The sequence below is a fragment of the Streptomyces flavusporus genome, assembly GCF_046267975.1.
Classification (GTDB): Bacteria; Actinomycetota; Actinomycetes; order Streptomycetales; family Streptomycetaceae; genus Streptomyces; species Streptomyces flavusporus.
Window position 1 is genome coordinate 4,210,277 of sequence record NZ_CP176503.1, and the last position, 22,999, is coordinate 4,233,275.

Consider the following 22,999-nt stretch of genomic DNA (forward strand, 5'->3'; position numbering starts at 1 on the left):
CGGGCCCTGTGGAGATCGTCGTACACCCCGTGGGGCCAGTCAATCCTAAGGATCAGTCGCCAAATCCAAGTGATAGCTTGGGGGTTGTGACCCTCGAGGATCTGCGTGTGTTCGTGGCCGTCTGCCGGGCCGGGAGTCTCAGTGCGGTGGCCCGTGATCTGGGGTGTACGCAGTCGGCGGTCAGCCAGCACGTGAAGCGGCTGGAGCGGGAGACGGGGGTCGGTCTGCTGGAGCGGCGGCCGCGCGGGATCGTGCCGACGCAGGCGGGGCGGGTGCTGGAGGCCGCTGCGGCCGAGGGCATCGCCGGGCTGGATCTGGCGTTGCGGCGGCTGCGGGATCTCGTCGACGGGGAGAGCGGGTCGGTACGGGTGGCCACCGGGGCGACGACCGTACGGCACTTCATGGCGGACGCCGTGGTGGCGTTCCGGCAGCGGCATCCCAAGGTCAACCTCGAGTTCCGTACCGAGAGTTCGAGCCGCGCCTGCTTCGGCGCGCTGGCCGACAGCGACCTGGACCTGGCCTGGATCACCCTCGGCCCGCCGGTGCGCGGCATCGAGCAGCGGCCGGTGGTCGACCTGCCGTGGGTGCTGGCGGTACGAGCCGGCGACCCGCTCGCCGACCGCCCGCACGCCGACGTCTCCGACCTGGCCGGCCTCCGGCTGATCCGGCTGCCTCCGAACTCCACGTCCGCCGCCCATCTCGACGTGGCCTGCGCCGAGTTGGGGGTGAGCTTCGGCTACGACACGAGTGTCGCCGACTGGGACACGGCCCTGCTGCTGGCCGAGTTGGGGCTGGGCCGGGCCGTGGTGCCCGCGTTGCCGGGGCTGCGGGCGGGCGGCGACGGGGGCGATCTGCGCCTGGTGCCGTTGCCCGCGCTGCGGCCACTGACGGTGGGGTGGGCCGTCCGGCACTGGGACGCGCTCACGCCGCCGGCCCGCGCGTTCGCGGACACGGTGGCGGAGCTCACCTCGCCGCCCACTGCTCAGCCGTGAGCCCGGTCGGCTCCGTACAGCGCCTCCACCTCCCCGGCGAAGTCCCGCAGGATCGCCTCCCGGCGCAGCTTCATCGACGGGGTCAGATGGCCGGCGGCCTCGGTGAAGTCGACGGGGAGGACGGCGAAGCGGCGGATGGACTCCGGGCGGGACACCAGCTTGTTGGCCTCGTCCACCGCACGCTGCAACACCGCGTGCAACTCGTCGTCGGTCACGAGGAGTTCCGGCGGTACGGGGTGCTTGCCGTTCATCTGGCGCCAGTGGGTGATGCCGTCGGTGTCGAGGGTGATCAGGGCGGTGACGTAGGGGCGGCGGTCGCCCAGGACGATGCACTGGGAGATCAGGGGGTGCGAGCGCAGCCAGTTCTCCAGCGGGGCCGGGGCCACGTTCTTGCCGCCCGCCGTGATCAGGATCTCCTTCTTCCGGCCGGTGATGGTGAGGTAGCCCTCGTCGTCCAGCCGGCCGATGTCGCCGGTGGGGAACCAGCCGTCGGGCGTTGCCGGGACGACGCCGCCCGCGTACGGGTCCCAGTAGCCGCGGAGGACCTGGCCGCCGGCGAGGAGCACCTCGCCGTCCGCGGCGATGCGGACGCGCGTGCCGGGCAGGGGCCAACCGACCGTGCCGAGGCGGGGTTTGAGCGGCGGCGTCACGGTCGCCGCACCGGTCGTCTCGGTCAGGCCGTAGCCCTCGTAGACGTCGATGCCCGCGCCCGCGTAGAACGCGGCCAGGTTGCGACCCAGGGGCGAGCCTCCGCAGATGACGTAACGGACCCTGCCGCCCAGTGCGTTGCGGATCCGGCGGTAGACGAGGGTGTCGTAGAGGGCGCGGGCCGCCTTGAGGGAGGCGCCGGGACCGGGGCCGGTGCCGCTCGCTCGGGCCTCCGCCGCCTCGCCGTAGCGGCGTGCCACCTTCGCCGCACGGTCGAAGGCGGGGGCCTTGCCGCCCCGTTCGGCCGTCGCGCGCGCGTTGTTGTAGATCTTCTCGAGCATGTACGGGATGGCGATGAGGAAGGTCGGCCGGAAGCTCGCCAGGTCGACCAACAGGTCCTCCGACTTCAGGCTGGGCGCGTGACCGATCCGCACTCGCGCGCGGACGCAGGCCACCGACACCATGCGGCCGAAGACGTGCGAGAGGGGGAGGAAGAGAAGGGTGCAGGGCTCCGCGTCGGTGCGGGCCTTGAAGACGGGGTAGAGGAGTTCGATCGCGTTGTCGACCTCCGCCAGGAAGTTGCCGTGCGTGAGCGCGCAGCCCTTGGGGCGGCCGGTGGTGCCCGAGGTGTAGACGAGGGTGGCCAGGGTGTCCGGGCCCAGCATTCCGCGCCGTACGTCCACTTCGGTGTCCGGCACTGACTGGCCGAGCTCCGCCAGGCGGTCCACATGGCCCTTCTCGATGACCCACATGTGCTTCAGCTCGGTCAGGTGCTCCCGCTCGGGGCCGAGCGCGGCCGCCTGCCCGACCGTCTCCGTGGCCAGCGCCACCGCGCCGGAGTCCTGGAGGATCCAGCGGGTCTGGAAGACGGACGAGGTCGGGTACACCGGGACGGTCACCAGGCCGGCCGCCCAGGCGGCGAAGTCGAGGAGCGTCCACTCGTACGACGTGCGGGCCATGACCGCGATCCGATCGCCCGGCATCAGCCCCTCGGCGATCATCCCCTTCGCCACGGCCAGCACCTGCGCGGCGAACTCCGCCGCGGTCACGTCCGCCCAACGCCCGTCCCCGGTACGGCGGCTGAGCACCGGATGTCCGGGCGCCGCGTCCGCGTTCTCGAACGGCAGGTCGGCCAGCGAACCGTGCGACACCGGCGGCACCAGCGGCGGTACGGCCACTTCCCGCACCGCCCCGTCCAGCCGCCGTATCTCGGGCTCGACGAGGACCGGCCCGCCGTCGGGGTCGTAATCGAGCGATGCGGCCGTGGACGGGTCGGACGACTCAGGCGGTAAAGGTGAGGACGAGTACGAGATGGGCATGGGCAGCTCCTGGGGCCTGCAGCGACGCACTTCGGCACTGCTCGCTGCATGAGGTACGCGTGGTGCGCACGAAGGCGTTCACCGGCGGCGGCGCGGCTCGTCCGTCGTCCGCCGGTGGGCGGAGATCCTACGGGGCCCGCGTGGGGAGATTGCGCGGGTCCGGGGGTGCTTCCGAGGTGGTCCGGGGACGGGGGTGTGCAGCTCGGGGCCGGACAGGACTTGGGCTTACCTGCGGTAACCTTACTCCAGAGTAAACAGCGAGGACAGGGGTTACCCATGGCCGACCGCCACCTGAGCCGCACCGGCACCGCACCCGGCCAGGTCCGCTCCCTCGCGCGAGGCGCGCTGCTCTCCCCCTTCAAACAGCCCCGCCCGGACGCCCGCTTCCCCCGCACCCGCCTCGTCCTGTCCGGCGTACGCGTCGACCTGGCCCGGCTCGCCGCCTACGAGCGGGTGTGCGGCTTCCCGACCGGGGAGGACGCCCTGCCCCTCACGTATCCGCACGTCCTCGGCTTCCCGCTCGCCATGCGGCTGATGAGCGACCGGCGCTTCCCGCTGCCGCTGCTCGGCCTGGTCCACACCTCGGTGGAGATCAGCCGCTACACGGCGCTCCCTGCCACCGGGGAGTACGAACTCGCCGTGTGCGTCGACGGACTGGCTCCGCACCGGCGCGGGACGGAGGCGACGGTCGTGACCGAGGCGCGGGCCGGCGGGGAGGTCGTATGGGAGTCGAGAAGCACCTATCTCGCGCGGCACCGCACTGATGCCCGGCCCTCGCACGGGACCGAGCACGCCCCGCTGCCGGTCAGCGCCGAGTGGCGGCTCGGCGGTGACATCGGGCGGCGGTACGGTGCCGTCTCCGGCGACCGAAACCCGATCCACCTGTATCCGCTCACCGCCCGCCTGTTCGGCTTCCGCCGGGCCGTCGCGCACGGCATGTGGACGGTGGCCCGCTGCCTCGCCGCGCACGGGACGCCCGAGGCGGTGCTGGTACGGGCCCAGTTCCGGGCGCCGGTGCTGCTGCCGGGGACGGTGGAGTACGCGGCGGACGGCGGGCGGTTCGAGCTCCGGAGCGGGGAACGCCGGTGTGTGACCGGCGAGGTGCTCCCGCTCACCTCACGCGGGCGGCGGTGACCAGGCCCGCCCCGCCATCAGGCCGCCCAGCCCCGCCCAGGCGAAGTTCATCAGGGTCGCCGCCGCCTGCCGGGCCGTGACGCCGGGGGTGGCGTTGGCCCAGGTCGCGAGCGACTCGGCGGCGCCGACCAGGGCCTCGGCCAGCCCGGCGACCTCCTTGTCGGGCAGGTCCGGGTCCCGGTGGGCCTCGCGGGCGGCGTCGGCGATCAGCTGCGTCACGAACGTGACGATCTCCGTGCGCATCGCGGTGACCTCGGCGGCGAAGGCCTCACCGTGGGTGCGGGCCTGGAGGTGCAGTACGGACCAGCCGTCGGGGTGCCGGGCGGTGTGGGTGAAGAACGCCAGCAGGCCTTCCCAGAGCCGGCGGTCGGCGGGCAGTTCGGGGTGCACGCCGGCCCGGACGGCGGCGGTGAGCGCCTTGGCCTCGCGGCGGATGCAGGCGGTGAAGAGGTCGTCCTTGGAGTTGAGGTAGAGGTACACCAACGGCTTGGACACGCCCGCGAGTTCGGCGATGTCGTCCATCGACGCGGCCATGTACCCCCGCTGTCCGAAGGTCTGCACGGCGGCGTCCAGCATCTGCTGCTCACGGACCGCACGCGGCATCCGCTTGGTCTTCACGGCACCCATGGGGATCAGCGTACGGTCCGCGCAGCACCGGCGGCTCCCGGTCAGGCGGCGACCGTCACCTGCTGCGGCTCGTCCACCGGGGAACTCGCCGCCTTGTCATAGGCATTGCGGTCGAGCAGCCCCTCGCGGGCGGAGACGAGCACCGGCACCAGGGCCTGCCCGGCGACGTTCGTAACCGTATTGTCTGTATGCACGTTGTCCATGGCGCAGGCACACCATCTGTGCCCCGGGGGGAGACATGGCCAAGCCGAAGCGTGTGGGGATCTACGTACGAATCAGCAAGGACCGCAAGGGCCAGGAACTCGGCATCCAGCGCCAGGAGAAGGCCTGCCGGGAGCTGTGCGAACGCATGGGGTGGGGTGTTCTCAAGGTCTACCCGGAAAACGACGTATCGGCGTCCACCACAAGCAAGCGCCGACGCCCGCAGTACACGGAGATGCTCCGAGACGCCCGCGACGGCCTCATTGACGGGATCGTCGTCTACTCCATCGACCGCCTGACGCGTCGGATCAGCGAACTGACCAGCTTCCTCGAAGAGCAGAAGGAACACGGGTTCGCGTTCGCCACGACGGAGGGCGAGGACACGTCGACAGCCAACGGCCGCATGATCCTCACGATCAAGGGCGCGGTGGCTCAGCAGGAGACCGAGCGCATGTCGGAGCGGGTGAACAACTCCCTCTTGCAGCGCAGAGAGCAGGGCAAGCCGCACGCCGGCGGGAAGAGACAGTTCGGCTTCAAGGAGGGCTCGTACTTCAAGGAGCTGGACGAAGGCGAAGCCGAGCTGATTCGCAAGGGCTATCGCATGCTGATGGACCGGAACCCGAAGACACCCGGCGATGTGGCCCGGTACTGGAACTCCGAGGGCTCTACGACTCCGCAGGGTGGTGCCTGGACGATCCAGTCAGTGAAGCGCGTGTACCGGTCGGAACGGACCGGGGGGATCGTCACCTACCAGGGCCAGGACATCGGAGACAGCATCTATGGCGCCCCTCTGACCCGCGAGCAGTGGGAGAACGTCCAGACCCTGCTCGATGGGCGAGCCACACCGGCGGCGCAAGGGTCGGGCAAGCGGAAGCACCTGTACTCCGGGTTCCTGCGGTGCGGGTATTGCGGGTCCGTCATGCGCGTCCAGTGGGCGACCATCCAGGGACGGACCTTCCGGCGGACGTTCTGTCACTCGGGGCAGCGAGGCAGGAACGGCCGCCTGGGCTGCGGCAAGGTGAGCCGCAAGTACGAGTGGATCGAGGAGCGACTCAACGAGGTGATCGAGGCAGCGCTGCAATCCCGTATGCCTCGGAAGGAAGAGGTGCCCGCAGAGGATCTCACCGGTGAGATCGACCTGTTGGAGAAGCGTATCCGGGCACTTCGAGGTCGCTGGAAGGAAGGAGACATGGAGGACGAAGACTACTTCGATTCCTTGGCTCACCTTCGCACAGAGCTCCAGAGCCTACGCACGCGCGAAGCCACCACGGTGATCCGTCGATCCCGCGCCGAGACGGATGTACTTGCAGTCTGGAAGGACGACGAGCCCGAGAACCTCGAACGCCGCCGCGCCATCGTGGCGACCGTAATCGACCACGTTGACGTTTTCAGCATCGGCCGTGGTAGGCGCAAGCCGCCCGAGATCACCTCAATCAAGATCACGCCGGTTGGTGCGTCGCATGAGGCTTCGCCGGAGTAACCGGCTCGAAGCGGTCGGCAACGTAGCTATCGACGACAGCACTCATGCGGATGTCATAGTCCTTGGGCGGTACCCAGCGATGGAGGATCTCAGCAATCCAGTGGAACCGGCTGTAAGGGCTTATCAGCCATAAGAGCCCCGATAGGAACGTGCTTCCTCCCTGTTCTCCGCCAGGTCCGCAGCAATTCCCGCAGCGATGAGTGCAGCGCCGGGGGTGTGGCCGGAGCCGACGTAACGCCAGTGCCGTTCCGTGACCGCGTCGGGCACGTCCGTGTGGCCCATGTGGTCGGCGCGTTCGGCGCGGAGCGCTGCGTACGTCGTCGAGTAGGCACGGGACTTGGTAAGGATGTGACCCCGGTAGCCAACCGTGTGAGTCCAGTCCCGAAGGCGCAGGGACGCGTACTCGGGGAGGCCGCCGAGACGCCAGCAGGCCCGCATAAGGGTGCGGACGTGTTCGCTCACGGGTGCCGACTCGACGTCGCCCCAGGTGGTGAGCGGGTGGTCGATGCCGGCGCCTGTCTCGCTCGCTCCCTTGGTGACGTACTTGGCCACGTATGCGGCGACCGCGTCATCGTCCGGGCCATCGCCGTTGGCACGCAGCGGCCGGCGTCGACCTGGGCGCCCCAGCGCAGTGCCAGCTCACCCACAGCCGGGCTGTAGGGCGTGTGGACCAGGACCCGCCGGGCGGAGGCGCGTACGGCGCTGATGAGCAGTTCCGCCGTGCCCCAGGCCGGAGGTTCGTCGTTGGGCCCGTTCGGGCCGTCGAGGCGAACGACGGCATGCACGTGGACGGCCGCCCGCTTCTGGTACTCGGCCACGCGGGCGAAGGACAGCCGGGCGTGCCGGGCGAAGTGCGACTGTACGAGGCCCACCGAGGAGGCCAGGCGCCGCCGGACGTCGATGACGAACCGGTCCCACAGCTTGGAGGCGTGCGCGTGCCACAGCACGTGGGCGGTGTAGTCGTAGCAGTCGGGGCAGAGCGGTTGACCGACAACCGGCGCGTCCGGGGCGTGGACCGCGCCGCAGCCGAAGGGTCGTCCGTGTTCGCATTGGCCGCCGTCACGGCGGGGGCGGCACACTTCCCCGGCGCGGTGGACCGGGCCGAAGGACGGGGCGGTCAGGGTGACGAAGAGCCGGGGCCGGTGGCGGACGGTGGTGGGGATGTTCTTGCCGCCGATCAGGCCCGCGCGGACGAGGTGGAAGGTGTCGCCCGCGTGGAGACGGGAACAGGCCGGGCAGACGGTGGCGCGACGGTTGCGGCAGCGGACGAGGAGGCGTTCGCCGGGTTCGTTGCGGGTGTCGTAGTGGTGGAGGATCTCGCCGGTTTCGGCGTCCAGGGTGGTGGTCGAGCCGGACAGGTGGACCAGGTGGGCACAGCCGCCGGTGGAGGTGACCTGTTCCAGCCAGCGCGGGAATTTGGGGTCTTGGGCAAGGCGGATGGCGTCGCGATCGGCTTCGGGGAGCTGACGCAGGCGCGCCGTGCGGGTAAGGACGGCGCGCCGGTCAGCCGCAGTGGTGGACTCCGGGGTGATGGTGGTGACCTTCCGGCGTGGGCCGCCGAGGCGGCACGGTGGATGGGTGGTGGTGCGCTGTGGGCCATGGGGATCGCCTCCGTTGCGTGGTCGGTGTGGTGCGCGGGTTCAGCGGATGGTTCCGGTGCCCCGGCAGACGCGGCAGCGCCGCAGCCGTCCGGTCCAGGTCTTGCGGGCTCCGTCGCCCTTGCAGTGGGGGCACCTCACGCGAGGCATGGGCATGCCGTCGTGTCCTTTCTGCTCAGGTGTGGGAGAAGCCGTTGATCAGCCAGGTGACGAGGCCGTGGACGGTGTAGATCACGGGGGTCTGGCCGAGGTAGAGGCCGAAGAGGCCGACGCAGACCGCTTCCCAGGCGCGTACGTCGCGGGAGCGGACGAGGAGGACGGTGATGATCCCGAAGATCACCGCGAACGTGAACGCCGTACCTTCGCTGATCACTTGCTCTCTCGGGGGCCCCGTAGTAATGGCCGCAAAAACAACGGATATCGCTGACCTGGGACGATGCCGCTCGGGGCGCAGGGGTGTCGGGCGCGCTCGTACCGGCGGAGACCTCGCCGAACGCTGGGCGCCGCGCGGCCGCTGACGATCAGCAGCTCGCATAGCGCCGTGTCTTGAGGAGTGGCCGGGTCGTTCACCATGAAATGCGGTAAGCCGCCGATATGACGGTGCGGCCCGCACGCGAGTGGTTGTGGTGGGGGTTCTCGGTGGCGACCCGTGTGTTCGCGGATGACGAGCTGGAACGGTTGCGTGGCTTTCCGGAGATCAACACGGAAGAGCTGATCCGGTTCTTCACCCTGACGCCGGCGGATGTGGGGTTCATCGACCCGGGACGCGGCCGTAGTCCGAAGGACCGGCTGGGGCTGGCGGTCCAGCTGTGCACGCTGCCATGGCTCGGGTTCGTCCCGGACGACGTCGCCTCGGCGCCACCGGCGGCAGTTGCCCGGCTCTCCGAGCACCTTCAGATTCCCGTGGGTGAGCTGCGGTTCTACGGCGAGCGGAAGCAGACCCGCACCGGGCACCTGCGCGAGGTGACCCGATATCTGAACTGGAAACCCGCGAAGACGCTGGAGCTGAAGGAGTTGGACGAGTTCCTGCTCGCCCGCGCGATGGAACACGATTCCCCGTCGCTGCTGTTCCGCCTGGCCTGCGAGCATCTGGCTTCCTCGCGGGTGGTGAGGCCCGGGGTGGTGAAGCTGCTGGAGCGAGTGGCCACGGCGCGGGCGGAGGCCGGGCGGGAGACGTACCAGCGGGTGCGGCATCTGCTGACGCCGAAGCTGATGAGCGAGCTCGACGGGCTGTTGGCCGTGGACTCGGCGATCGGAACGACACGGCTGAACTGGCTGTCCAAGGGCGCGACCGGGGACTCGGCGAACGCGGTGAAAGCCGAGTTGGACAAGCTAGGGTTCCTGCGCGGCATGGACGCCCACACCCTGGACCTGACGAGTCTGCCCGCGGAGCGGCGCCGGTTCCTGGCGACGGTCGGGCGTCGGCTGCCCGCGCAGTCGCTGGACCGGCGCGAGCCGCAGCGCCGTCATCCGATCCTTTTGACGGTGCTCTCGCAGTCCGCCGCCGATGTGCTGGACGAGGTCATCAGCCTGTTCGACCAGGCCGTCTCGGCGAGGGAGAGCCGGGCGCGCATCAAGATGCGTGACGCGCTGGCCGCCCGCGCCGCGGCCGGGGAGAGCCGGCAGGCGCTGCTGGACGAGATCCTGCCGGTCCTGGTCGACGCCGGGATCGAGGACGAGATGGTCGGCGGCCTGCTGCGGAACACCATCGGCATGGAGCGGCTGCGCGCCGCTGTCGCACAGGCCACCGGCAGACTGCCCCGCGACAACGGGCATCTGGCGATGCTCGACAACTCCTACTCCTACCTGCGGCAGTTCACCCCGGACGTCCTGAAGGCGATCAGCTTCACCGGCGGCACGGGCTCCGAGGCCCTCATGGAGGCCGTGACGATTCTAAAGAAGCTGAACGCGGACGGTGCCCGGAAGGTCCCCGACCACGCACCGACGGACTTCGTGCCCGCCAAGTGGGCCGGCTACCTGGAACAGGCCACCAGGGACCGGGACGTCACGGCGTACCGGCACTTCTGGGAGCTGACGGTGCTGCTGAGCCTGCGGGACGGGCTGCGCAGCGGGGACGTGTACGTACCGTCCTCACGCCGGTACGCCGACCCGGCGTCGTACCTGTTCACGCCCGAGCAGTGGGAGGGGCAGCGGGAACAGTTCTGCCAGCTGGTCGGCAAGCCGACCGACGCCCGCCTCGCGCTTCAGGCGTGCAAGGAGGAACTGGCGGCCGCGATGGGCGACCTGGAGAAAGTGCTGGCCAACCGGAAGGCGGGCACCGGCGAGGTGCGGCTGTCGCCGGAAGGGGAGCTCGTCATCCCGCCCCTGTCGGCGGAGGACATCCCGGCCGAGGCCGCCGGGCTGAAGGAAGAACTCTCGGAGTTGCTGCCGCTGGCCCCGATCGCCTCGCTACTGGTCGAACTCGACCGCCGCACCGGTTTCCTGGACTGCCTCACCCATGCAGGCGGCAAGCAGACCCGCTCGCCGGAGCTGAAGCGCAACCTGCTGGCGGTGCTGATCGCGAACGCGACGAATCTGGGCCTGGTCCGGATGGCGGACGCGTGCGGGATCTCGTACGACATCCTGGCCTGGACCCAGGAGTGGTATATCCGCGAGGAGACCCTGGCCGCGGCGAACGCCGCGGTAGTCAACTACCACCACCGCCTGCCGTTGACCCAGGCATTCGGCGGCGGCACGCTGTCCTCTTCGGACGGGCAACGGTTCCCGGTGAAGGGCAAGTCGACCACAGCGCGGGCGATGAAGAAGTACTTCGCCGGTCAGGGCCTGTCGACGTACACGCACGTCTCGGACCAGCACACCACGTTCGGCACGAAGGTCATCGTGGTCACCCGCCGCGAGGCGCACTACGTGCTGGACGAGATCATGGGCAACAAGACCGACCTGCCCGTCGCCGAGCACGCCACCGACACGCACGGCGTGACCTTGGTCAATTTCGCGCTCTTCGACCTGGTGGGCATGCAGTTGTCCCCGCGCATCCGCGACCTGGGGAAGATCACGCTGTACCGGATGGACCCGCAGCGGGACGTCAACAGCCTGTGGCCGGTGGCGGGACCGCTGCTCACCCAGAAGATCAATATGAGGCTGATCGAGGAGAACTGGGACGATCTGCTGCGGCTGGCCGGGTCGATCAAGTTCGGGCACGCCACCGCCTCCCTGATCGTCGGCAAGCTGTCCGCCTCCTCCCGTCAGAACACTCTGGCGGCGGCACTGAAGGAGTACGGGGCGCTTCGCCGCACCATCTACGCCGCTCTTCTGTGGAATCAGATTTGTCAAGTAGTTCAGCCTTTGCCCTGGTTGACGGCGACGATCGGCAGGAGCGTCGCGGTCGCCGGGACTCCGATCTCGCGAGGTGTCCTCCCGGCTGGCGTGGGGACATCGACCAGCCGTTCCAGCAGCTGGTCGAGCGCAGCCTGCGAAGCTCTGCAGACGTCGAGCAGTTCATGGCTTCGGGCAGCGCGGGCCCCTGCCGAGGTGTCTGGCAGGGGCCCGTGGTGTAGAGAGCCGAGGAGGGCCGGGACCTGTCCCTAGATGGGCAGCATCCTGGCCGACACGGCTTACCGTCTGCTGGTGGCTTGACGGCCCGGCGTCACTTCAGGTGCCGGGCGAGGAATCGGCCGCTTCGTCGCCTGCGGACTGCGGGACGCCGGTGTGCCCGCCCATGTTGGCGTGCAGGGTCTTCTCCTTGGAGCCGAAGGCGTCGAACAGGTCCAGGGCCGCCTGCCGGTCGTTCCCTTCGTCGTCCCACTGCAGCAGGACGTGCAGCGGAATGGTGACCTGGCGGGCCTCCTCGAACATGGCCCGGGGGACGAAACTCCCGGCGAACAGAACGGGGCCGAGATGCGCGGCTCGACCACCGCCAGCCGGGTCCCGATGGAGATCACTCCCCCCCGAGTACCCGACCGGGCCGCCGATCTCGGGCAGCGACAGGAGGGCGTCCAGGGCGGCCTGCCATTCCGGGACCGACTTGTCGACGAGCGGGAGGATGAGGGCGTCGATGATCTCGTCGCTGACCGGCTCGCCGGCCTCCATGGCCCGGCGCAGGTCGGCGCGGGCCTGCTCAGCGGCGGGCCAACGGGGCCGGTCGCCGCTTCCGGGGAGCTCGATGGTAGCCGTGGCGAAGCCGTCCGCCGCAGCGTGCCGGGCCCGGGCCACCAGCCGGGGGTACGTCTTGCGCAGCCCGAGAGGAGGGGGACTGAGCAGGATCAGCGGCGCCGGTGCGGACGCGGATGCGGGCGTCCACAGGATGCCGGGGATCTCACCGAGGGTGAATTCGCGCTCGAGGACAGCGTCGTCGAGACGCTGTTCAGAAGTGAAGTGCATGGTCGTGCCTTTCGGGAGTGCCATTGAACGGCGCTCCCGGACGACCTATCGCCCGACCGTGACCCCGGAGGGGAGCACCCATGTCGATACGTTCACGGGTACCACCTCCTCGCTCTCTTGCACGGCCTCCGGAAACGTAGCAGTGGCTGCCGTGGTTCCGCCAACGGGTTTTTGTGGAGGCTCTGTGGCCGAACACCATGGCGTCGGAGTCTCGCCTGTCACTGGTCAGGAAGCGCACGTCCGCCACCGATTCGAGCACCGAAAAACCGGCATTCTGTGGAATCTGATTTGTCAAGTAGTTCAGCCTTTGCCCTGGTTGACGGCGACGATCGGTAGGAGCGTCGCGGTCGCCGGAACGCCGATCTCTCGGGGTGTCGCCCCAGCTGGCGTGGGGATGTCGACCAGCCGTTCCAGCAGCTGGTCAAGCGCAGCCTGACCATCGTCAACAGCGGCGCGTTCCTCGTCGCTGAGCGGGACGCTTGCCAGCATGCGCTGAAGGTTGTCCTTGGCTTCCAGAAGCTGACCCTTGCTGGAGCCCTTCGGTGTGTAGAAGTCGCAGCGAGCGCAGGCCATCCGGTGCGGGCACTGCTCGAAGAACGTGTAGGTGCAGAACCCGTGACCGAGGTCGTAGTACTGCCACGGCTCACCCGACGCGGCCGCTCCGGAGGTAACCGCGTCCCGGTCGACCAGGACCTCGATTGTCCGGACGTTGCGCTCGAAGTACCCGGCATCGTTGTAGGCCCTGGCCAGCGTGTTCGGGGTGATCTTGGCGTAATGCTGAGTGGCCTCCGGGCTCCGGTGACCGAGCCAGGCTTGCAGCTCGAACAGCGTCATCGGCTCCTTGGCGTTGTAGAGCTGGCTGGCGATCGTGGACCGGGCCCGGTGGCTGGTGATGTTGCCCCGGACATCGGCGGTCGGGACGCCGGCCTTGCGGCAGAGCGAGGGGATGACCGCGGTGTTGATGTAGGTGTTCGCGAGTCGTTTGGCCCGGTGCGCGAACAGGAAGTCCACCTGCTCACCCGTCTTGCGGTCCAGCATCTTCGGCTGCTGCGGCCGTGCATCCTGCCATGCCTCGATCGCCTTGCCCAGCAGGGGATCGATGGGCTTGGTGAAGGAGGTACCGGTCTTGTGGGTGGGGACGTCCAGCAGGCAAACGGCGTCGCGCGCCAGCACCTCGTCGGAGTCGCCAGGAATGGGGAAGCCGTCGTGCTGCCAGCGGATGCAGCCCGTGCGGAGGCGGGATATCTCGTCCCTGCGCAGGCCGCCGAACAGCCAGGTCAGGGTGACGGCCCGGATGAGTTCGATCGGGTAGCACAGTCCGTAGGTGTTGGTCGGGAAGTCCTCGGGATCGACGTTGAGCCCGGCCCACAGCAGCTTCGCCCATATGTCGTCGGCGATCACCCGGGGGTTGGGGCCGATCAGCGCCGCGACGCTCCTGGGCGTGGCCAGCGCGCGAACGGGGTCGAAGCGACGGGGAATCCACTCCCATTCCTGGCAGTCCCTGAAGAACGTCCTGGTCGCGGTGAGGTAGCCGGCCTTCGTGCGAGGGGACAGCGGTTTGCCGCCGCGCTTGTCGAGTCCCGCCCGGCGCTGCACGTACTCGCCGACGGTCATCCGGTCCAGCGCCGCGACCCAGGCCGCGCAGGTCTCGCGGGTCCACTGGGCGGGTTCGACGATCTCGGGGTGCTCGGCGGCCAGCCACCGGCCTGCCTTGGCCACGATGGACCGGAACCCGCCTCTGACCTTCGGCGTGAGCGTTGAGGTGTCGTGCCAGCGCTCCACCATCGCGGCCCAGGGCTCGGGAACGCCTTCGAGATCGGGCATCACGGCGTGGATGGGCTTGGGCGGTGGGGCGGCGTGGCCGAGGGCGGCGATCGCCCGGTGAACACCGTGGAGGTTTCCGCGCCGGGCCCCGGACGGGAGCGCGGGGCTCTCGCGGGCCCGTTGCAGGGCATCGGTGGTCATGTCCTGCAGGAGCGGGCTTCGGTTGATCAGCATGATCTGGACCAGCACGGTGCGGAACTGGCCGAAGGCGCCGTTCGAGGGGTGGTAGCCCCAGCCCTGGAGGGTGGCCGCCACCTGGGCGATCGTCTCCTCGACCGGTTCCTGGCCGAAGACGCGCCAGGCGAGTGAGCGGCGGATGAACCCGCCGATTCGGTGGAAGTCGGTGAAGTCGCCGAGCAGGTAGGCGAACGCGGCCACGTAGGGCCGGACCGAGCCGTCAATCCACCCGGGCCAGGCGTCCTCGAACTCCTTGTGGCCAGGGGCGATGAGGCGGACCCAGTCGTCTGCCGACCACGACCAGAACGACGTGCCGTCTTCCAGGCAGCGCCGCAGGACGAGGCCGATGGCGTCGGTCACGGCCCGGCGGTGGGAGGGCGTGTACGGGCACCACCGAAGCGCGGCTCGTGCGTCGTCGAGCGGGCGGAGCAGACGGGAGATCGCCCGCCACTCGACCCGGTCCGGGGCATAGCCGCGGCGCCGGCGGACTTCCCAGCCCAGACTGGTCAGTGCTGCACGCTCGCGTTCGGTGAGTTCGGGTCGACGGTCGTATCGGGCCAGGTCAATGGGCCAAGGCCAGGAAGGAGCCGTGGCCGTCTCGGAAGCGGCCGCCGATATCGCCGCGGTCACAGCGCGACCGTCCCGGTCGCCTGCTCGCCGAGGCGGGCCAGCATCTGCACCCGCCAGCCGTGGATCTGTTCCATGCCGCGGCTGAGCTTGTCGGCCAGGTCCCGGCCCGACAGGTGGATGTAGGTGAGTGTGGAGTCGGTGTGCCGGTGGCCGGCGAAGGTGGCGATGGCGTGCAGTTCCCAGCCCATCCGGGCCAGGTCGGTCAAGCAGAGGTGCCGCGTCGTGTGCGTGGAGAATCGCGGGACATCGGCGGCCAATGCGATCCGGCGGACGACCTTCGACCAGGTCCACAGGCTCAGCGGCTGGGCGTGGTTGCGCCGCGATTCCGAGAGGAACAGCGGTCCGCGGGCCCGGCTGATCGTCGCCCGGTGCGCGAGGTAGCCCGAGAGCAGGACGCCGGTCGGCGCGGAGTACGGGACGACGCGCTCCAGCCGGTTCTTGGTCGTCTCAGCCCGTACCCGCAAGGTTCGGTGGGCCGGGTCGAGGTCGTCGGTCCGCAGCGAGCACAGCTCCTCGCGGCGCAGTGCGGCGTCGTAGGCGAGAGCGAGCATGACCCGGTTGCGGACCGGCTCCGCGGCGGCGACCGCGAGGATGTCCAGCCACTGCTGCTCGGTGGGTATCCACGGCAGCTTCGTCAGCCTCGGAACGAGGCCGCGCTCGTGCCCGCCACGGTGTCGGCGGCCGGGCGTGTAGCGGCCCCGGCCGACCGGGTTGGAGTCGCGCTGACCGTCCTCCATAAGGAAGTCGTAGAACAGCCGGACCGGCACCAGACGCTGCTGAATCGTGGCATTGGCCAGGCCCGAGCCCGAGTCGATCGAGACCACATTCGCGCCCCGGCGGCTCGGCCGAGATGTCAACTCCCGTACGTAGACGGCGATGTGTGCCCGGTTCGCAGTCAGTGGGTCGACATTCTCCCGCTCGCACATCTCCAGGTACTCGGCCAGCCCCCGGGCATAGGCGTCGATCGTCCGGGGAGCCCGACCCAGGTCGCTCCACACCTGCAACCACCCGGCGGCCTGCTCGTGCCTGCCGAGCACCGGCCACTTCTCGTCCAGCACCACCGTGCCCAACACATCTCCTCAGTCCGTGGTCGTACCGCAGGGAGATGATCTCCGCTGCGGTCAGATTCCACGTAACTGATAAGTACCTGTCGGACGAGGGCTACCGCCGCAAGATCGCCCGGCAACTGAACAAGGGCGAGTCTCTCCATGCCCTGCGCCGCCAGCTCCACTACGCCCGTGAAGGCAAGGTCACCCGCCGTCAGCCCGAGCAGCAGAACGAACAGGCGTGGTGCCTGACCGTCGTGACGAACGCGGTGATCTGCTGGCACACCGAGTACATGGGCCTGGCCGTCAGCGAACTGCGCGGCGCCGGCCGCGAGGTGGACGCCGAGGTCCTGGCGCACATCTCCCCGGCCCGCAGCTCGGTGGTCAACTACTACGGCTCCATCACTGTCGACTACGAGCACGAACTCGCCCAGCTCGACGAGAAGGGACACCGGCCGCTGCGGACCGTGGCCGCCGACGACCCCGCAGCCGGGCTGTAGGACGCATCGGCCCCGCGACGCCCTACGGGGGAGGGCAGCCAGGGCAGACAGTTCACCGGACGCCTTCGTCGGAGGGCTCAGACGGCTTGGTACGGGCGGGGGAGCTCAGCTCAGCGAATTGCTTCCCAAGCGCGGTTTTCTGCAGCGCGATCTCAGTCGACACGGTCTGCCGGAGCCAGCGCTGATGCCGGTAGAGCGTCTCCATCGTCCCCAGCGCGAGGCAGGCGCTCACCCCCACCACCACCCGTACGGTTGTGCTGGGGGCGGACACCCAGGCCAGCGCAGTGTTCACCGAGATCCACAGCACATACACGCTGAACTGCAAGGGCATATCCTCGGACAGCCATCGCAGCCGTGACCGCTCCGCTTCCTTCTTCATCGTCGCCACCGCCCGCTCGAATTGCTCGAGCTCCAGCGTCGCTTTGTCGCGCTGCTCGCGAGTGAGCGGGTGTTTCCATTGGTCCGCCCGCTCTTCCAGCCGGGCGATGGCGCGCCGCAGCACCCGCCGGGGCACCCGTTTGGGCAGAAGGACTGGCCACCGGGTCCGCAGGTTCTGCTCCTTCTTGTCGGCCTTCAGGATTCTCACGGCCATCTGCATCACGGCCCAAGCGACGGCCATGATCAGGACCACGCCCCCGAATTTCAGTCGGCCGTTCCACAGGGAGAAGGCGGTGAACAACACCAAGAGGATCAGCAGGAGGGGCAGAGCGGACGTCAGGAGGAGGTACTTCCGCTCCGAGGCGCGGTGTAGCCATTGCTCTGCGCGGTTGAACTGGTGCCGCAGTGGGCCGCAGAAAGCGCAGCTGAGAAGAAGTACGACGGACATCGACCCGATCGACCCCATGGTGAGCGAGCGAAGGGGACCGGCATTTCCCACACCGGTCCGGGTCAGCCAGGCGGCCACTAGCGGCAACGCGACCGCCGCCACGGCTGTGGCTACAGCCAGCAGGTGACCACCGTGCCGGCGCCGATCCGGCTCCGGCATCGGATACGGCTGCCAGGTGGGAGCGACGTGCGCTTCGAGCACACGGATCAGCTCTTCCAGCGTGGGAACCCATCGCTCGTCGCCCATGCGTGTCATGAAGTGAGCGTTCTTGAGGGCGAACTCGCGCAGAGACTCAGGAAGTTCACTCGCCAACGGCGGCTTCCCCCCGTGCAGTACCAAAGGGATTACGGTTTTGCCGGTCCGCAATGCCGTCTCGATCTCCAGCCGGACCCAGTCGTCCTCGCGGTACAGCAGCCGGTCACCGCGTTCGTTCTTCTTCTCGGCCGCCCAGCCTGCGTGGATCACGGCGAGCAGGACGTCGCAGTCGGCCACCCGTTCGCGCAACACGTTCGGATACCGCTCGCCCGGCACGATCGACGGCTTGTCGAGGAACACCTGGTCGGCGCCGAAGTGCTGGACCAAGCGCTCGTACACGGCCCAGACTGCGCCTTCGTGCTGGCCTCTGCGGTAGTTGATGAAGACCCCACCCATGGCACGGTCGTATCAGAAGACGCCGCGCTACACGTGGCGAACGAGGAGAGAGCACCCTATGGAAACCTGCGCCTTCTGCAACATCGTTGCGCACCACGGCCGTGCGCGTGTCGTCCACGAGGACGCCCACACGGTCGCCTTCTTCCCGCTGACCCCGGCCACCTGGGGGCACACCCTGGTCGTGCCCAGGACTCATGCCGCGGATCTCTGGGACATGGAGGACGCCGAAGTACAACGCTTGATGTGCTCCCTGCTGGCGGTTGGCAGGACGCTGCGCGTGGTCCTCGATCCCGCTGGCATGAACATCATCCACTCGGCGGGGCGGGCCGCTTCGCAGACCGTGTTTCACGCGCACGTGCATCTGGTCCCGCGTTGGGATGGGGATGCCGTGGGCAACATTTGGCCGCCGCGGGAGCCGGCCAGGGACGAGGCCGCACTGGACGAGCTGGCCCGCCAGATCAGAGCCAAAGGACGATGAGCACAAGGTCCGCCGCCACCAGCGCCCCGTAGAACAGAACGAGGGTCTGCGACAGGACGGCGCCGCGCAGCGGGATCTCCGCGAGAAACGGGCCCACGTTCATGGACAGGACATCGACCGTGCTGCCCGGTCGGCGTACGGCGTCGTATAGCCGCCGGTACAGCCGCTCCTGCCGCAGGAAGTACCCGTCGAGGAACCAGAAACCGAACAGAGGCACCACACCGGCCCCCGCCACCTGCCAGCTCTTCTCGTTTGCCGACAGTGCAAGGAAACCGGCAGCCAGGGTGAGCGCCCAGCCCTTGATAAGGAACGAGTTGTTGCCCAGGCGGGTGATGACCGCCTGGACGAACTCAAGATGCTTGAGCCGGTCGGCGTGCAGCGGCACCGTGCCCGGGGTGAAACCCGCGTCAGGCTCGTCGTTCAGTGCGGTCACACGCCACGTCCCCCCGCTCCCCAGCAGCTGTTCGACGATGGTACCGACGGGGCGTTGGGGTCGAAAGCCCCGTCGGACGCGGAGGCTCGTCGTGGGCGCCGCGTTCACTGACGCGTGACAGTGAACGATCGTATGACGACGCGTTCCCGCGGAGTGCCGTCGCCGCTGCCGTTCGCCGTGCCTTTGGCGGCGATGGCCCGGACCACGTTGAGGCCGGTGGTCATGGTTCCGAAGGGGGTGTAGTTGGGCGGAAGGGCGCTGTCCTTGTAGACGAGGAAGAACTGGGAGCCGTTGGTGTTTGGACCTGCGTTGGCCATCGCCACTGTGCCCGCTGGGTAGGTGCCCTTCGCAATGGATGCCGCTTTCAGGTTTTCGTCTGGGATGGTGTAGCCGGGGCCGCCGGAACCGGTGCCGGTGGGGTCGCCGCACTGGAGCACATAGATGCCTTGGGTGGTGATCCGGTGGCACGTGGTGTTGTTGAAGTAGCCCTGGTCGGCGAGGAACTTCAGGGAGTTGACTGTGCGCGGGGCGTCCTGCGCGTCCAGCTTGATGGCGAGCGTGCCCTGGCGCAGCTTGATCGTGGCCGTGTAGGCGGCGGCGGTGTCGATGCTCATCGCCGGCTCGGTGGCCCATGACGTCGCGCGAGCACTCGGACTCGCGCTCGGGGTGGAGCTGGGGCTCCCGCCGGCGGCGACCACACTCTTCTTGGTACTGGTCTTGTGGGGCGGCGTGTGATCGGACCTGGCTGCGGACTGGTGGAGTGCGGTGTAGCCAGCGATGCCGCCCGCGATGGCCACGACTGCCGCCGCGGCGGCGATCACGGCAGTGCGCATCTGTCGGGCACGTGGGGCCGGCGGTGTGGGCCACGACGGTGCATCTGCGGGTGATGCGGTCCAGTGCGCCGCAACTGAGGCTTCCAAAGGCGCGTCAACCAAGGTGGGAGGATGCCCGGCCAGCGTGGGCTGGTCAGCCAGCAGCGGCGCCAAGCGGCTAACCAGGTCGGCTGCATCTGGCCGGTCGCCAGGATCCTTCGCGAGGGCGGCGACCACGTGCGGCATCAACTCGCCAGGTAGCCCCTCAAGGTCCGGCTCGCCCTCCATGATCTGCCAGGCCACCACGTCGGGGGCCCCCACGCCGAATGGCTGCCGCCCGGTCGCGGCGTAGGCGAGCAGTGCGCCCCAGGCGAAGATGTCGGAGGCGGAGTTAGCGGAGATCCCCTTGTACTGCTCGGGTGCGGTCCAGCCCGGCGTCCCTGACCACATTCCGGTACGCGTGATGGCGGTCTCGTCCAGGGCATGCGCGATGCCGAAGTCCAGCACGCGAGGCCCGGCAGGCGTGAGGATCACGTTCGACGGCTTGAGGTCGCGATGGATGATGCCAGCGGCGTGCACGGCCTGGAGTGCGCCGGCGACGCCCGCCGCAAGCCCATACAGGTTGGCACCGTGCAACGGCCCGGACATGCTGATGTGCTTGGCCAGAGTCGGCCCCGGTGCGTACGGGGTGGCTAGCCAGGGCTGAGCGGACTGAGTGTCGGCGGCCAGCAGCGGCAGCAGGCACGGTCCGTGTACCCGGCTCATGACGGCGACCTCGCGGGCGAACCGGGCCCGGAACGCAGGGTCGTCGGCGAACTCCTTGCGGACCACCTTGACGGCGACAGGGCGGCGGTTCTGTGTGTCGTCGGCGGCATACACGACCCCCATGCCGCCTGCTCCGAGGCGCCCGCGGATGCGGTAAGGACCGACCTTCGACGGGTCGCTGCGGTCGAGTCCGGCGTGCGCGGTCATGCGTCTCCTGCCGTTGTCCAAAGCTGCCGACCGGTGTGGCCGCGAGCCGAATGTGCGGGGATCGGAGATTCTGTCAGAGACCACCCAGTCGAGGGCGGGTGCGGGTCATGCCCGACTGAGGAGAGCTGCCCAGGTGTCCGGGCCCACGACGCTGTCTGTGGCCAGATGGTGCTCTTGCTGAAGAGCTTCAACCGCCTTCGCCGTTGACGTACCGAAGAAGATCCCGTCGTTGTCGACGGGGGTGGCCGTGTGTGGTGAGCAGGCGTTGTACAGCTGTGACTGCGGGGCGGCGGTCTCCTGAGCGGACGTTGATGATGAGGGCGTGCCATGTGTCGGGGCCGACGATGCCGTCGGCGGCAAGGGAGCGGTCCCGCTGGAAGGAGCGCACATGGGCCTGGCCGTCGACCAGCTGCGCGAGGCCGGCCGGAAGGTAGACGCCCAGGTGCTGGCGCACATCTCCCCGGCCCGCAGCTCGGCCGTGAACTACTACGGGTCCATCACCGTCGACTACGAGCGCGAACTCGCCCAGCTCGACGAGCGGGGCCACCGGCCGTTGCGGACGGCGGCCGCCGCCGACCCCGTAGACGGGCTGTAGGGCGGGACCGAGAGCATCGGGCCGCGGGCGTTGGGTACGCCTGTACGGCGAAGGGTCGTCTCCCCCGCTACGAGCTGGGGGGAGACGACCCCTTCATCCTGGGAGCCAGCCGGGCCACAGGGCGCCTTTGCACCAACCGACTTCGCCGATCAGCTTTTCCCTTTCCAGGGCAGGGAGCCGCCCTGAGTACCGGCGAATCCAGGATCGTCCCAGCCGGGCGGGTAGACGGAGTCATTGATACGGGCGCTGCTGGAGGTCGTGTACACCCCTTCCTTGGTCGGAGGGGCGAGTGGGAACGGGCCACAGGTCTTGACCTGGTCTCCGTCGTCAAGGTGGATCCGGCAGCGGCGCAGCGTCGACTCGTTCCGGGTCATCTGGAAAGTGTGGTTCTTGATCAGGTCCGTGTTCATGAGCCAGAGCCACACGGTTGCTTCGCCCGGAATTCCGTCCTGCGGGATCGCCTTGTACTTGACGGAGATCGTGACTCTGTCGTTGTCGTGTCCGATGCACGGCATCACGTACAGAGAGGCTTGCCGCACCGGCTCCCAATTGGTGCGGCATTCCTGGGCGAGGGGCTCAGGCGTGGTGGCTGCAGAGGGCGTTTTGTCTCTGTCGCCGAGCAAGGTGGTGACCCCTGTGACCGCCAGCACTGCAAGGCCCACGGCAGCAACAGCGACGAGGGTAGGGCGGCGCCACAGTACTCGTGGCCTGTGGGCCAGTGTCTCGGACGTGTCGGCGGCATCCTGCTGGGACCGGCCTTCGGCAGCTGCGTCATGAACCGGGGCAGCGGCTGGCTGGTCAGAAACCGGACGCTGTAGCTGACGTCGCCTCTGGCCGGCCTTCGCCTCCGTGTGCAGCCTGTGCCACTCCGCCAGTTCTTCGTCGCTGACCTCGAAGATCTTCGCCAGCGCCGCGAGCACAGCCTTGTCGGGCAGGGTCGTGTGCTCCGGATCCATATACCGGCCGATAGACGAGCGGCCCAGTCCTTTGACGTTCTGGCCGTGCAGCACTTCCTTGAGCTTCGCTTCGAGCCGCTCCAACGGCAGCTTGGATTCCGACGCTTCCCACGCTGCGCGCAGCTTCTGAGCAAGCACCACCCTCGCCGCGTCAGGCGCATCGCCCGGTTCGACGTCCGCACCGTCGAGCGTGTCCCCGCTTCCCGCCACTGTCCCTCCGTCATCCCAGATTCCGACGTTTCCGCAGGTAAATGCCGTGTGACGCTGGCGGGATCGGAGCGGGACGCACATGGGAAACCGTGCCCTCCGACAGCTCTGGTCACGGTGCCCGATGTCCCTCAATCCTGGGTCTCGCGAACCCCCACGGGGGTTGTTGAGCTCGCAGGTAACCCCCTGCCACGCGGCATCGGCATCCGCCGAGCTTAGCGGCGCGGTCACCCGCGAGCGGTTGGTTCAACGGACCTAAGGATCTAGAGAAAGGAACTGTACTGATGCCTCAATGCAAGTCCTGTGACGGAAGCGGTGAGTGCCGCAAGTGCGACGGCACCGGAGAGCTCCACGGCTTCCTCGGCCGGCGCAACTGCGATGCCTGCGGCGGGGATGGCGTGTGCCACCCCTGCAAGGGCAAAGGCTCGACCTTCGGTTGGTGATCACCCAGTAGCGAGCCGCTAGCCCCCGAACCGTTCCAGCCCGCCGGTCCCGCGCGCCACAGGCTGCGGGACGGGCGAGAGCGCACCGTCCACAACCGCCTGCGGCGCA

Annotated in this window: 18 protein-coding genes and 3 pseudogenes; 7 read left to right on the top strand and 14 right to left on the bottom strand. The window is 68.9% G+C overall.

Annotated elements, in window-relative coordinates; translation table 11 throughout:
• Positions 1 to 86: 86 nt before the first annotated feature.
• Positions 87 to 992, top strand: a complete 906-nt coding sequence (locus tag ACKTSN_RS19970) for a LysR family transcriptional regulator (RefSeq protein WP_409470361.1) — start codon at positions 87 to 89, stop codon at positions 990 to 992.
• On the opposite strand, the gene ACKTSN_RS19975 is transcribed toward ACKTSN_RS19970, so the two are convergent.
• A complete protein-coding gene (locus ACKTSN_RS19975; protein WP_409470362.1) occupies positions 983 to 2,959 on the bottom strand; it encodes an AMP-dependent synthetase/ligase in 1,977 nt (658 codons plus the stop codon). The two genes, ACKTSN_RS19970 and ACKTSN_RS19975, sit on opposite strands and share 10 nt — an antisense overlap.
• 276 nt (positions 2,960 to 3,235) lie before the next feature.
• On the opposite strand from ACKTSN_RS19975, the gene ACKTSN_RS19980 reads away from it, so the two are divergent.
• Complete coding sequence (locus ACKTSN_RS19980; RefSeq protein WP_409470363.1) at positions 3,236 to 4,093, top strand: MaoC family dehydratase; 858 nt, start codon at positions 3,236 to 3,238, stop codon at positions 4,091 to 4,093.
• Here the strand turns inward: ACKTSN_RS19980 and ACKTSN_RS19985 are convergent.
• Positions 4,076 to 4,720 carry a TetR/AcrR family transcriptional regulator gene (locus ACKTSN_RS19985; protein ID WP_409470364.1) on the bottom strand — a complete coding sequence of 215 codons (645 nt, stop codon included), beginning with the start codon at positions 4,718 to 4,720 and terminating at the stop codon, positions 4,076 to 4,078. The two genes, ACKTSN_RS19980 and ACKTSN_RS19985, sit on opposite strands and share 18 nt — an antisense overlap.
• 41 nt (positions 4,721 to 4,761) lie before the next feature.
• Positions 4,762 to 4,899 (bottom strand): annotated as a pseudogene (locus ACKTSN_RS19990) (dicarboxylate/amino acid:cation symporter); the annotation flags it as partial.
• A 59-nt stretch (positions 4,900 to 4,958) separates the two neighbouring features.
• Between ACKTSN_RS19990 and ACKTSN_RS19995 the strand changes: the two are divergent.
• Positions 4,959 to 6,401 carry a recombinase family protein gene (locus ACKTSN_RS19995; RefSeq protein WP_409470365.1) on the top strand — a complete coding sequence of 481 codons (1,443 nt, stop codon included), beginning with the start codon at positions 4,959 to 4,961 and terminating at the stop codon, positions 6,399 to 6,401.
• 123 nt (positions 6,402 to 6,524) lie between these two features.
• Here the strand turns inward: ACKTSN_RS19995 and ACKTSN_RS20000 are convergent.
• Together ACKTSN_RS20000 and ACKTSN_RS20005 are read right to left on the bottom strand one after the other, a co-directional pair.
• Positions 6,525 to 7,873 (bottom strand): annotated as a pseudogene (locus ACKTSN_RS20000) (replication initiator).
• Between the two features lie 301 nt (positions 7,874 to 8,174).
• Positions 8,175 to 8,372, bottom strand: coding sequence for a hypothetical protein (locus ACKTSN_RS20005; protein WP_409470366.1), 198 nt, complete (start codon positions 8,370 to 8,372; stop codon positions 8,175 to 8,177).
• 221 nt (positions 8,373 to 8,593) lie between these two features.
• Here ACKTSN_RS20005 and ACKTSN_RS20010 point away from each other — a divergent pair, with 221 nt between their 5' ends.
• Complete coding sequence (locus tag ACKTSN_RS20010) at positions 8,594 to 11,548, top strand: Tn3 family transposase (RefSeq protein ID WP_409470367.1); 2,955 nt, start codon at positions 8,594 to 8,596, stop codon at positions 11,546 to 11,548.
• Positions 11,549 to 11,606: 58 nt separating this feature from the next.
• Here ACKTSN_RS20010 and ACKTSN_RS20015 read toward each other — a convergent pair.
• The 3 genes and pseudogenes from ACKTSN_RS20015 to ACKTSN_RS20025 form a co-directional block, all read right to left on the bottom strand.
• A pseudogene (locus ACKTSN_RS20015) lies at positions 11,607 to 12,340 on the bottom strand (alpha/beta hydrolase).
• A gap of 300 nt (positions 12,341 to 12,640) precedes the next feature.
• Complete coding sequence (locus ACKTSN_RS20020; RefSeq protein WP_409470368.1) at positions 12,641 to 14,971, bottom strand: tyrosine-type recombinase/integrase; 2,331 nt, start codon at positions 14,969 to 14,971, stop codon at positions 12,641 to 12,643.
• Entirely contained in the window at positions 14,968 to 16,032 is a 1,065-nt protein-coding gene (locus tag ACKTSN_RS20025; RefSeq protein WP_409474871.1) for a tyrosine-type recombinase/integrase, read from the bottom strand. Before ACKTSN_RS20025 ends, ACKTSN_RS20020 begins: the two co-directional genes overlap by 4 nt.
• A gap of 44 nt (positions 16,033 to 16,076) precedes the next feature.
• On the opposite strand from ACKTSN_RS20025, the gene ACKTSN_RS20030 reads away from it, so the two are divergent.
• Positions 16,077 to 16,517 (top strand): Tn3 family transposase, encoded by a 441-nt coding sequence (locus tag ACKTSN_RS20030; protein WP_409470369.1) that lies wholly within the window; start codon positions 16,077 to 16,079, stop codon positions 16,515 to 16,517.
• A 52-nt stretch (positions 16,518 to 16,569) separates the two neighbouring features.
• Here the strand turns inward: ACKTSN_RS20030 and ACKTSN_RS20035 are convergent, their stop codons facing one another.
• Complete coding sequence (locus ACKTSN_RS20035; RefSeq protein WP_409470370.1) at positions 16,570 to 17,994, bottom strand: toll/interleukin-1 receptor domain-containing protein; 1,425 nt, start codon at positions 17,992 to 17,994, stop codon at positions 16,570 to 16,572.
• 58 nt (positions 17,995 to 18,052) lie between these two features.
• Here ACKTSN_RS20035 and ACKTSN_RS20040 point away from each other — a divergent pair, with 58 nt between their 5' ends.
• Positions 18,053 to 18,472, top strand: a complete 420-nt coding sequence (locus ACKTSN_RS20040; protein ID WP_409470371.1) for an HIT family protein — start codon at positions 18,053 to 18,055, stop codon at positions 18,470 to 18,472.
• Here ACKTSN_RS20040 and ACKTSN_RS20045 read toward each other — a convergent pair.
• The 4 genes from ACKTSN_RS20045 to ACKTSN_RS20060 all read right to left on the bottom strand — a co-directional run bounded on the left by ACKTSN_RS20045 (position 18,453) and on the right by ACKTSN_RS20060 (position 21,077).
• Positions 18,453 to 18,905, bottom strand: coding sequence for a hypothetical protein (locus tag ACKTSN_RS20045; protein ID WP_409470372.1), 453 nt, complete (start codon positions 18,903 to 18,905; stop codon positions 18,453 to 18,455). The two genes, ACKTSN_RS20040 and ACKTSN_RS20045, sit on opposite strands and share 20 nt — an antisense overlap.
• Positions 18,906 to 19,009: 104 nt before the next feature.
• Positions 19,010 to 20,689, bottom strand: a complete 1,680-nt coding sequence (locus ACKTSN_RS20050; protein WP_409470373.1) for a protein kinase domain-containing protein — start codon at positions 20,687 to 20,689, stop codon at positions 19,010 to 19,012.
• 105 nt (positions 20,690 to 20,794) lie between these two features.
• Positions 20,795 to 20,911 (bottom strand): peptidoglycan-binding domain-containing protein, encoded by a 117-nt coding sequence (locus ACKTSN_RS20055; protein WP_409474872.1) that lies wholly within the window; start codon positions 20,909 to 20,911, stop codon positions 20,795 to 20,797.
• Positions 20,877 to 21,077, bottom strand: a complete 201-nt coding sequence (locus ACKTSN_RS20060) for a peptidoglycan-binding domain-containing protein (RefSeq protein WP_409470374.1) — start codon at positions 21,075 to 21,077, stop codon at positions 20,877 to 20,879. Before ACKTSN_RS20060 ends, ACKTSN_RS20055 begins: the two co-directional genes overlap by 35 nt.
• Between ACKTSN_RS20060 and ACKTSN_RS20065 the strand changes: the two genes are divergently transcribed.
• Positions 21,012 to 21,284 (top strand): hypothetical protein, encoded by a 273-nt coding sequence (locus ACKTSN_RS20065; RefSeq protein WP_409475126.1) that lies wholly within the window; start codon positions 21,012 to 21,014, stop codon positions 21,282 to 21,284. The two genes, ACKTSN_RS20060 and ACKTSN_RS20065, sit on opposite strands and share 66 nt — an antisense overlap.
• Positions 21,285 to 21,433: 149 nt before the next feature.
• Here the strand turns inward: ACKTSN_RS20065 and ACKTSN_RS20070 are convergent, their stop codons facing one another.
• The gene (locus tag ACKTSN_RS20070) at positions 21,434 to 22,450 is read right to left on the bottom strand and encodes a hypothetical protein (RefSeq protein WP_409470375.1); all 1,017 of its coding nucleotides are present in this window, start codon (positions 22,448 to 22,450) and stop codon (positions 21,434 to 21,436) included.
• Positions 22,451 to 22,999 lie beyond the last annotated feature (549 nt).

Coding starts and splice junctions, on each gene's coding strand:
- ACKTSN_RS19975 (WP_409470362.1), bottom strand. CDS start 2,959: ATGCCCATCTCGTACTCGTCCTCACCTTTACCGCCTGAGTCGTCCGAC.
- ACKTSN_RS19980 (WP_409470363.1), top strand. CDS start 3,236: ATGGCCGACCGCCACCTGAGCCGCACCGGCACCGCACCCGGCCAGGTC.
- ACKTSN_RS19985 (WP_409470364.1), bottom strand. CDS start 4,720: ATGGGTGCCGTGAAGACCAAGCGGATGCCGCGTGCGGTCCGTGAGCAG.
- ACKTSN_RS19995 (WP_409470365.1), top strand. CDS start 4,959: ATGGCCAAGCCGAAGCGTGTGGGGATCTACGTACGAATCAGCAAGGAC.
- ACKTSN_RS20010 (WP_409470367.1), top strand. CDS start 8,594: ATGACGGTGCGGCCCGCACGCGAGTGGTTGTGGTGGGGGTTCTCGGTG.
- ACKTSN_RS20030 (WP_409470369.1), top strand. CDS start 16,077: ATGATCTCCGCTGCGGTCAGATTCCACGTAACTGATAAGTACCTGTCG.
- ACKTSN_RS20035 (WP_409470370.1), bottom strand. CDS start 17,994: ATGGGTGGGGTCTTCATCAACTACCGCAGAGGCCAGCACGAAGGCGCA.
- ACKTSN_RS20040 (WP_409470371.1), top strand. CDS start 18,053: ATGGAAACCTGCGCCTTCTGCAACATCGTTGCGCACCACGGCCGTGCG.
- ACKTSN_RS20050 (WP_409470373.1), bottom strand. CDS start 20,689: ATGACCGCGCACGCCGGACTCGACCGCAGCGACCCGTCGAAGGTCGGT.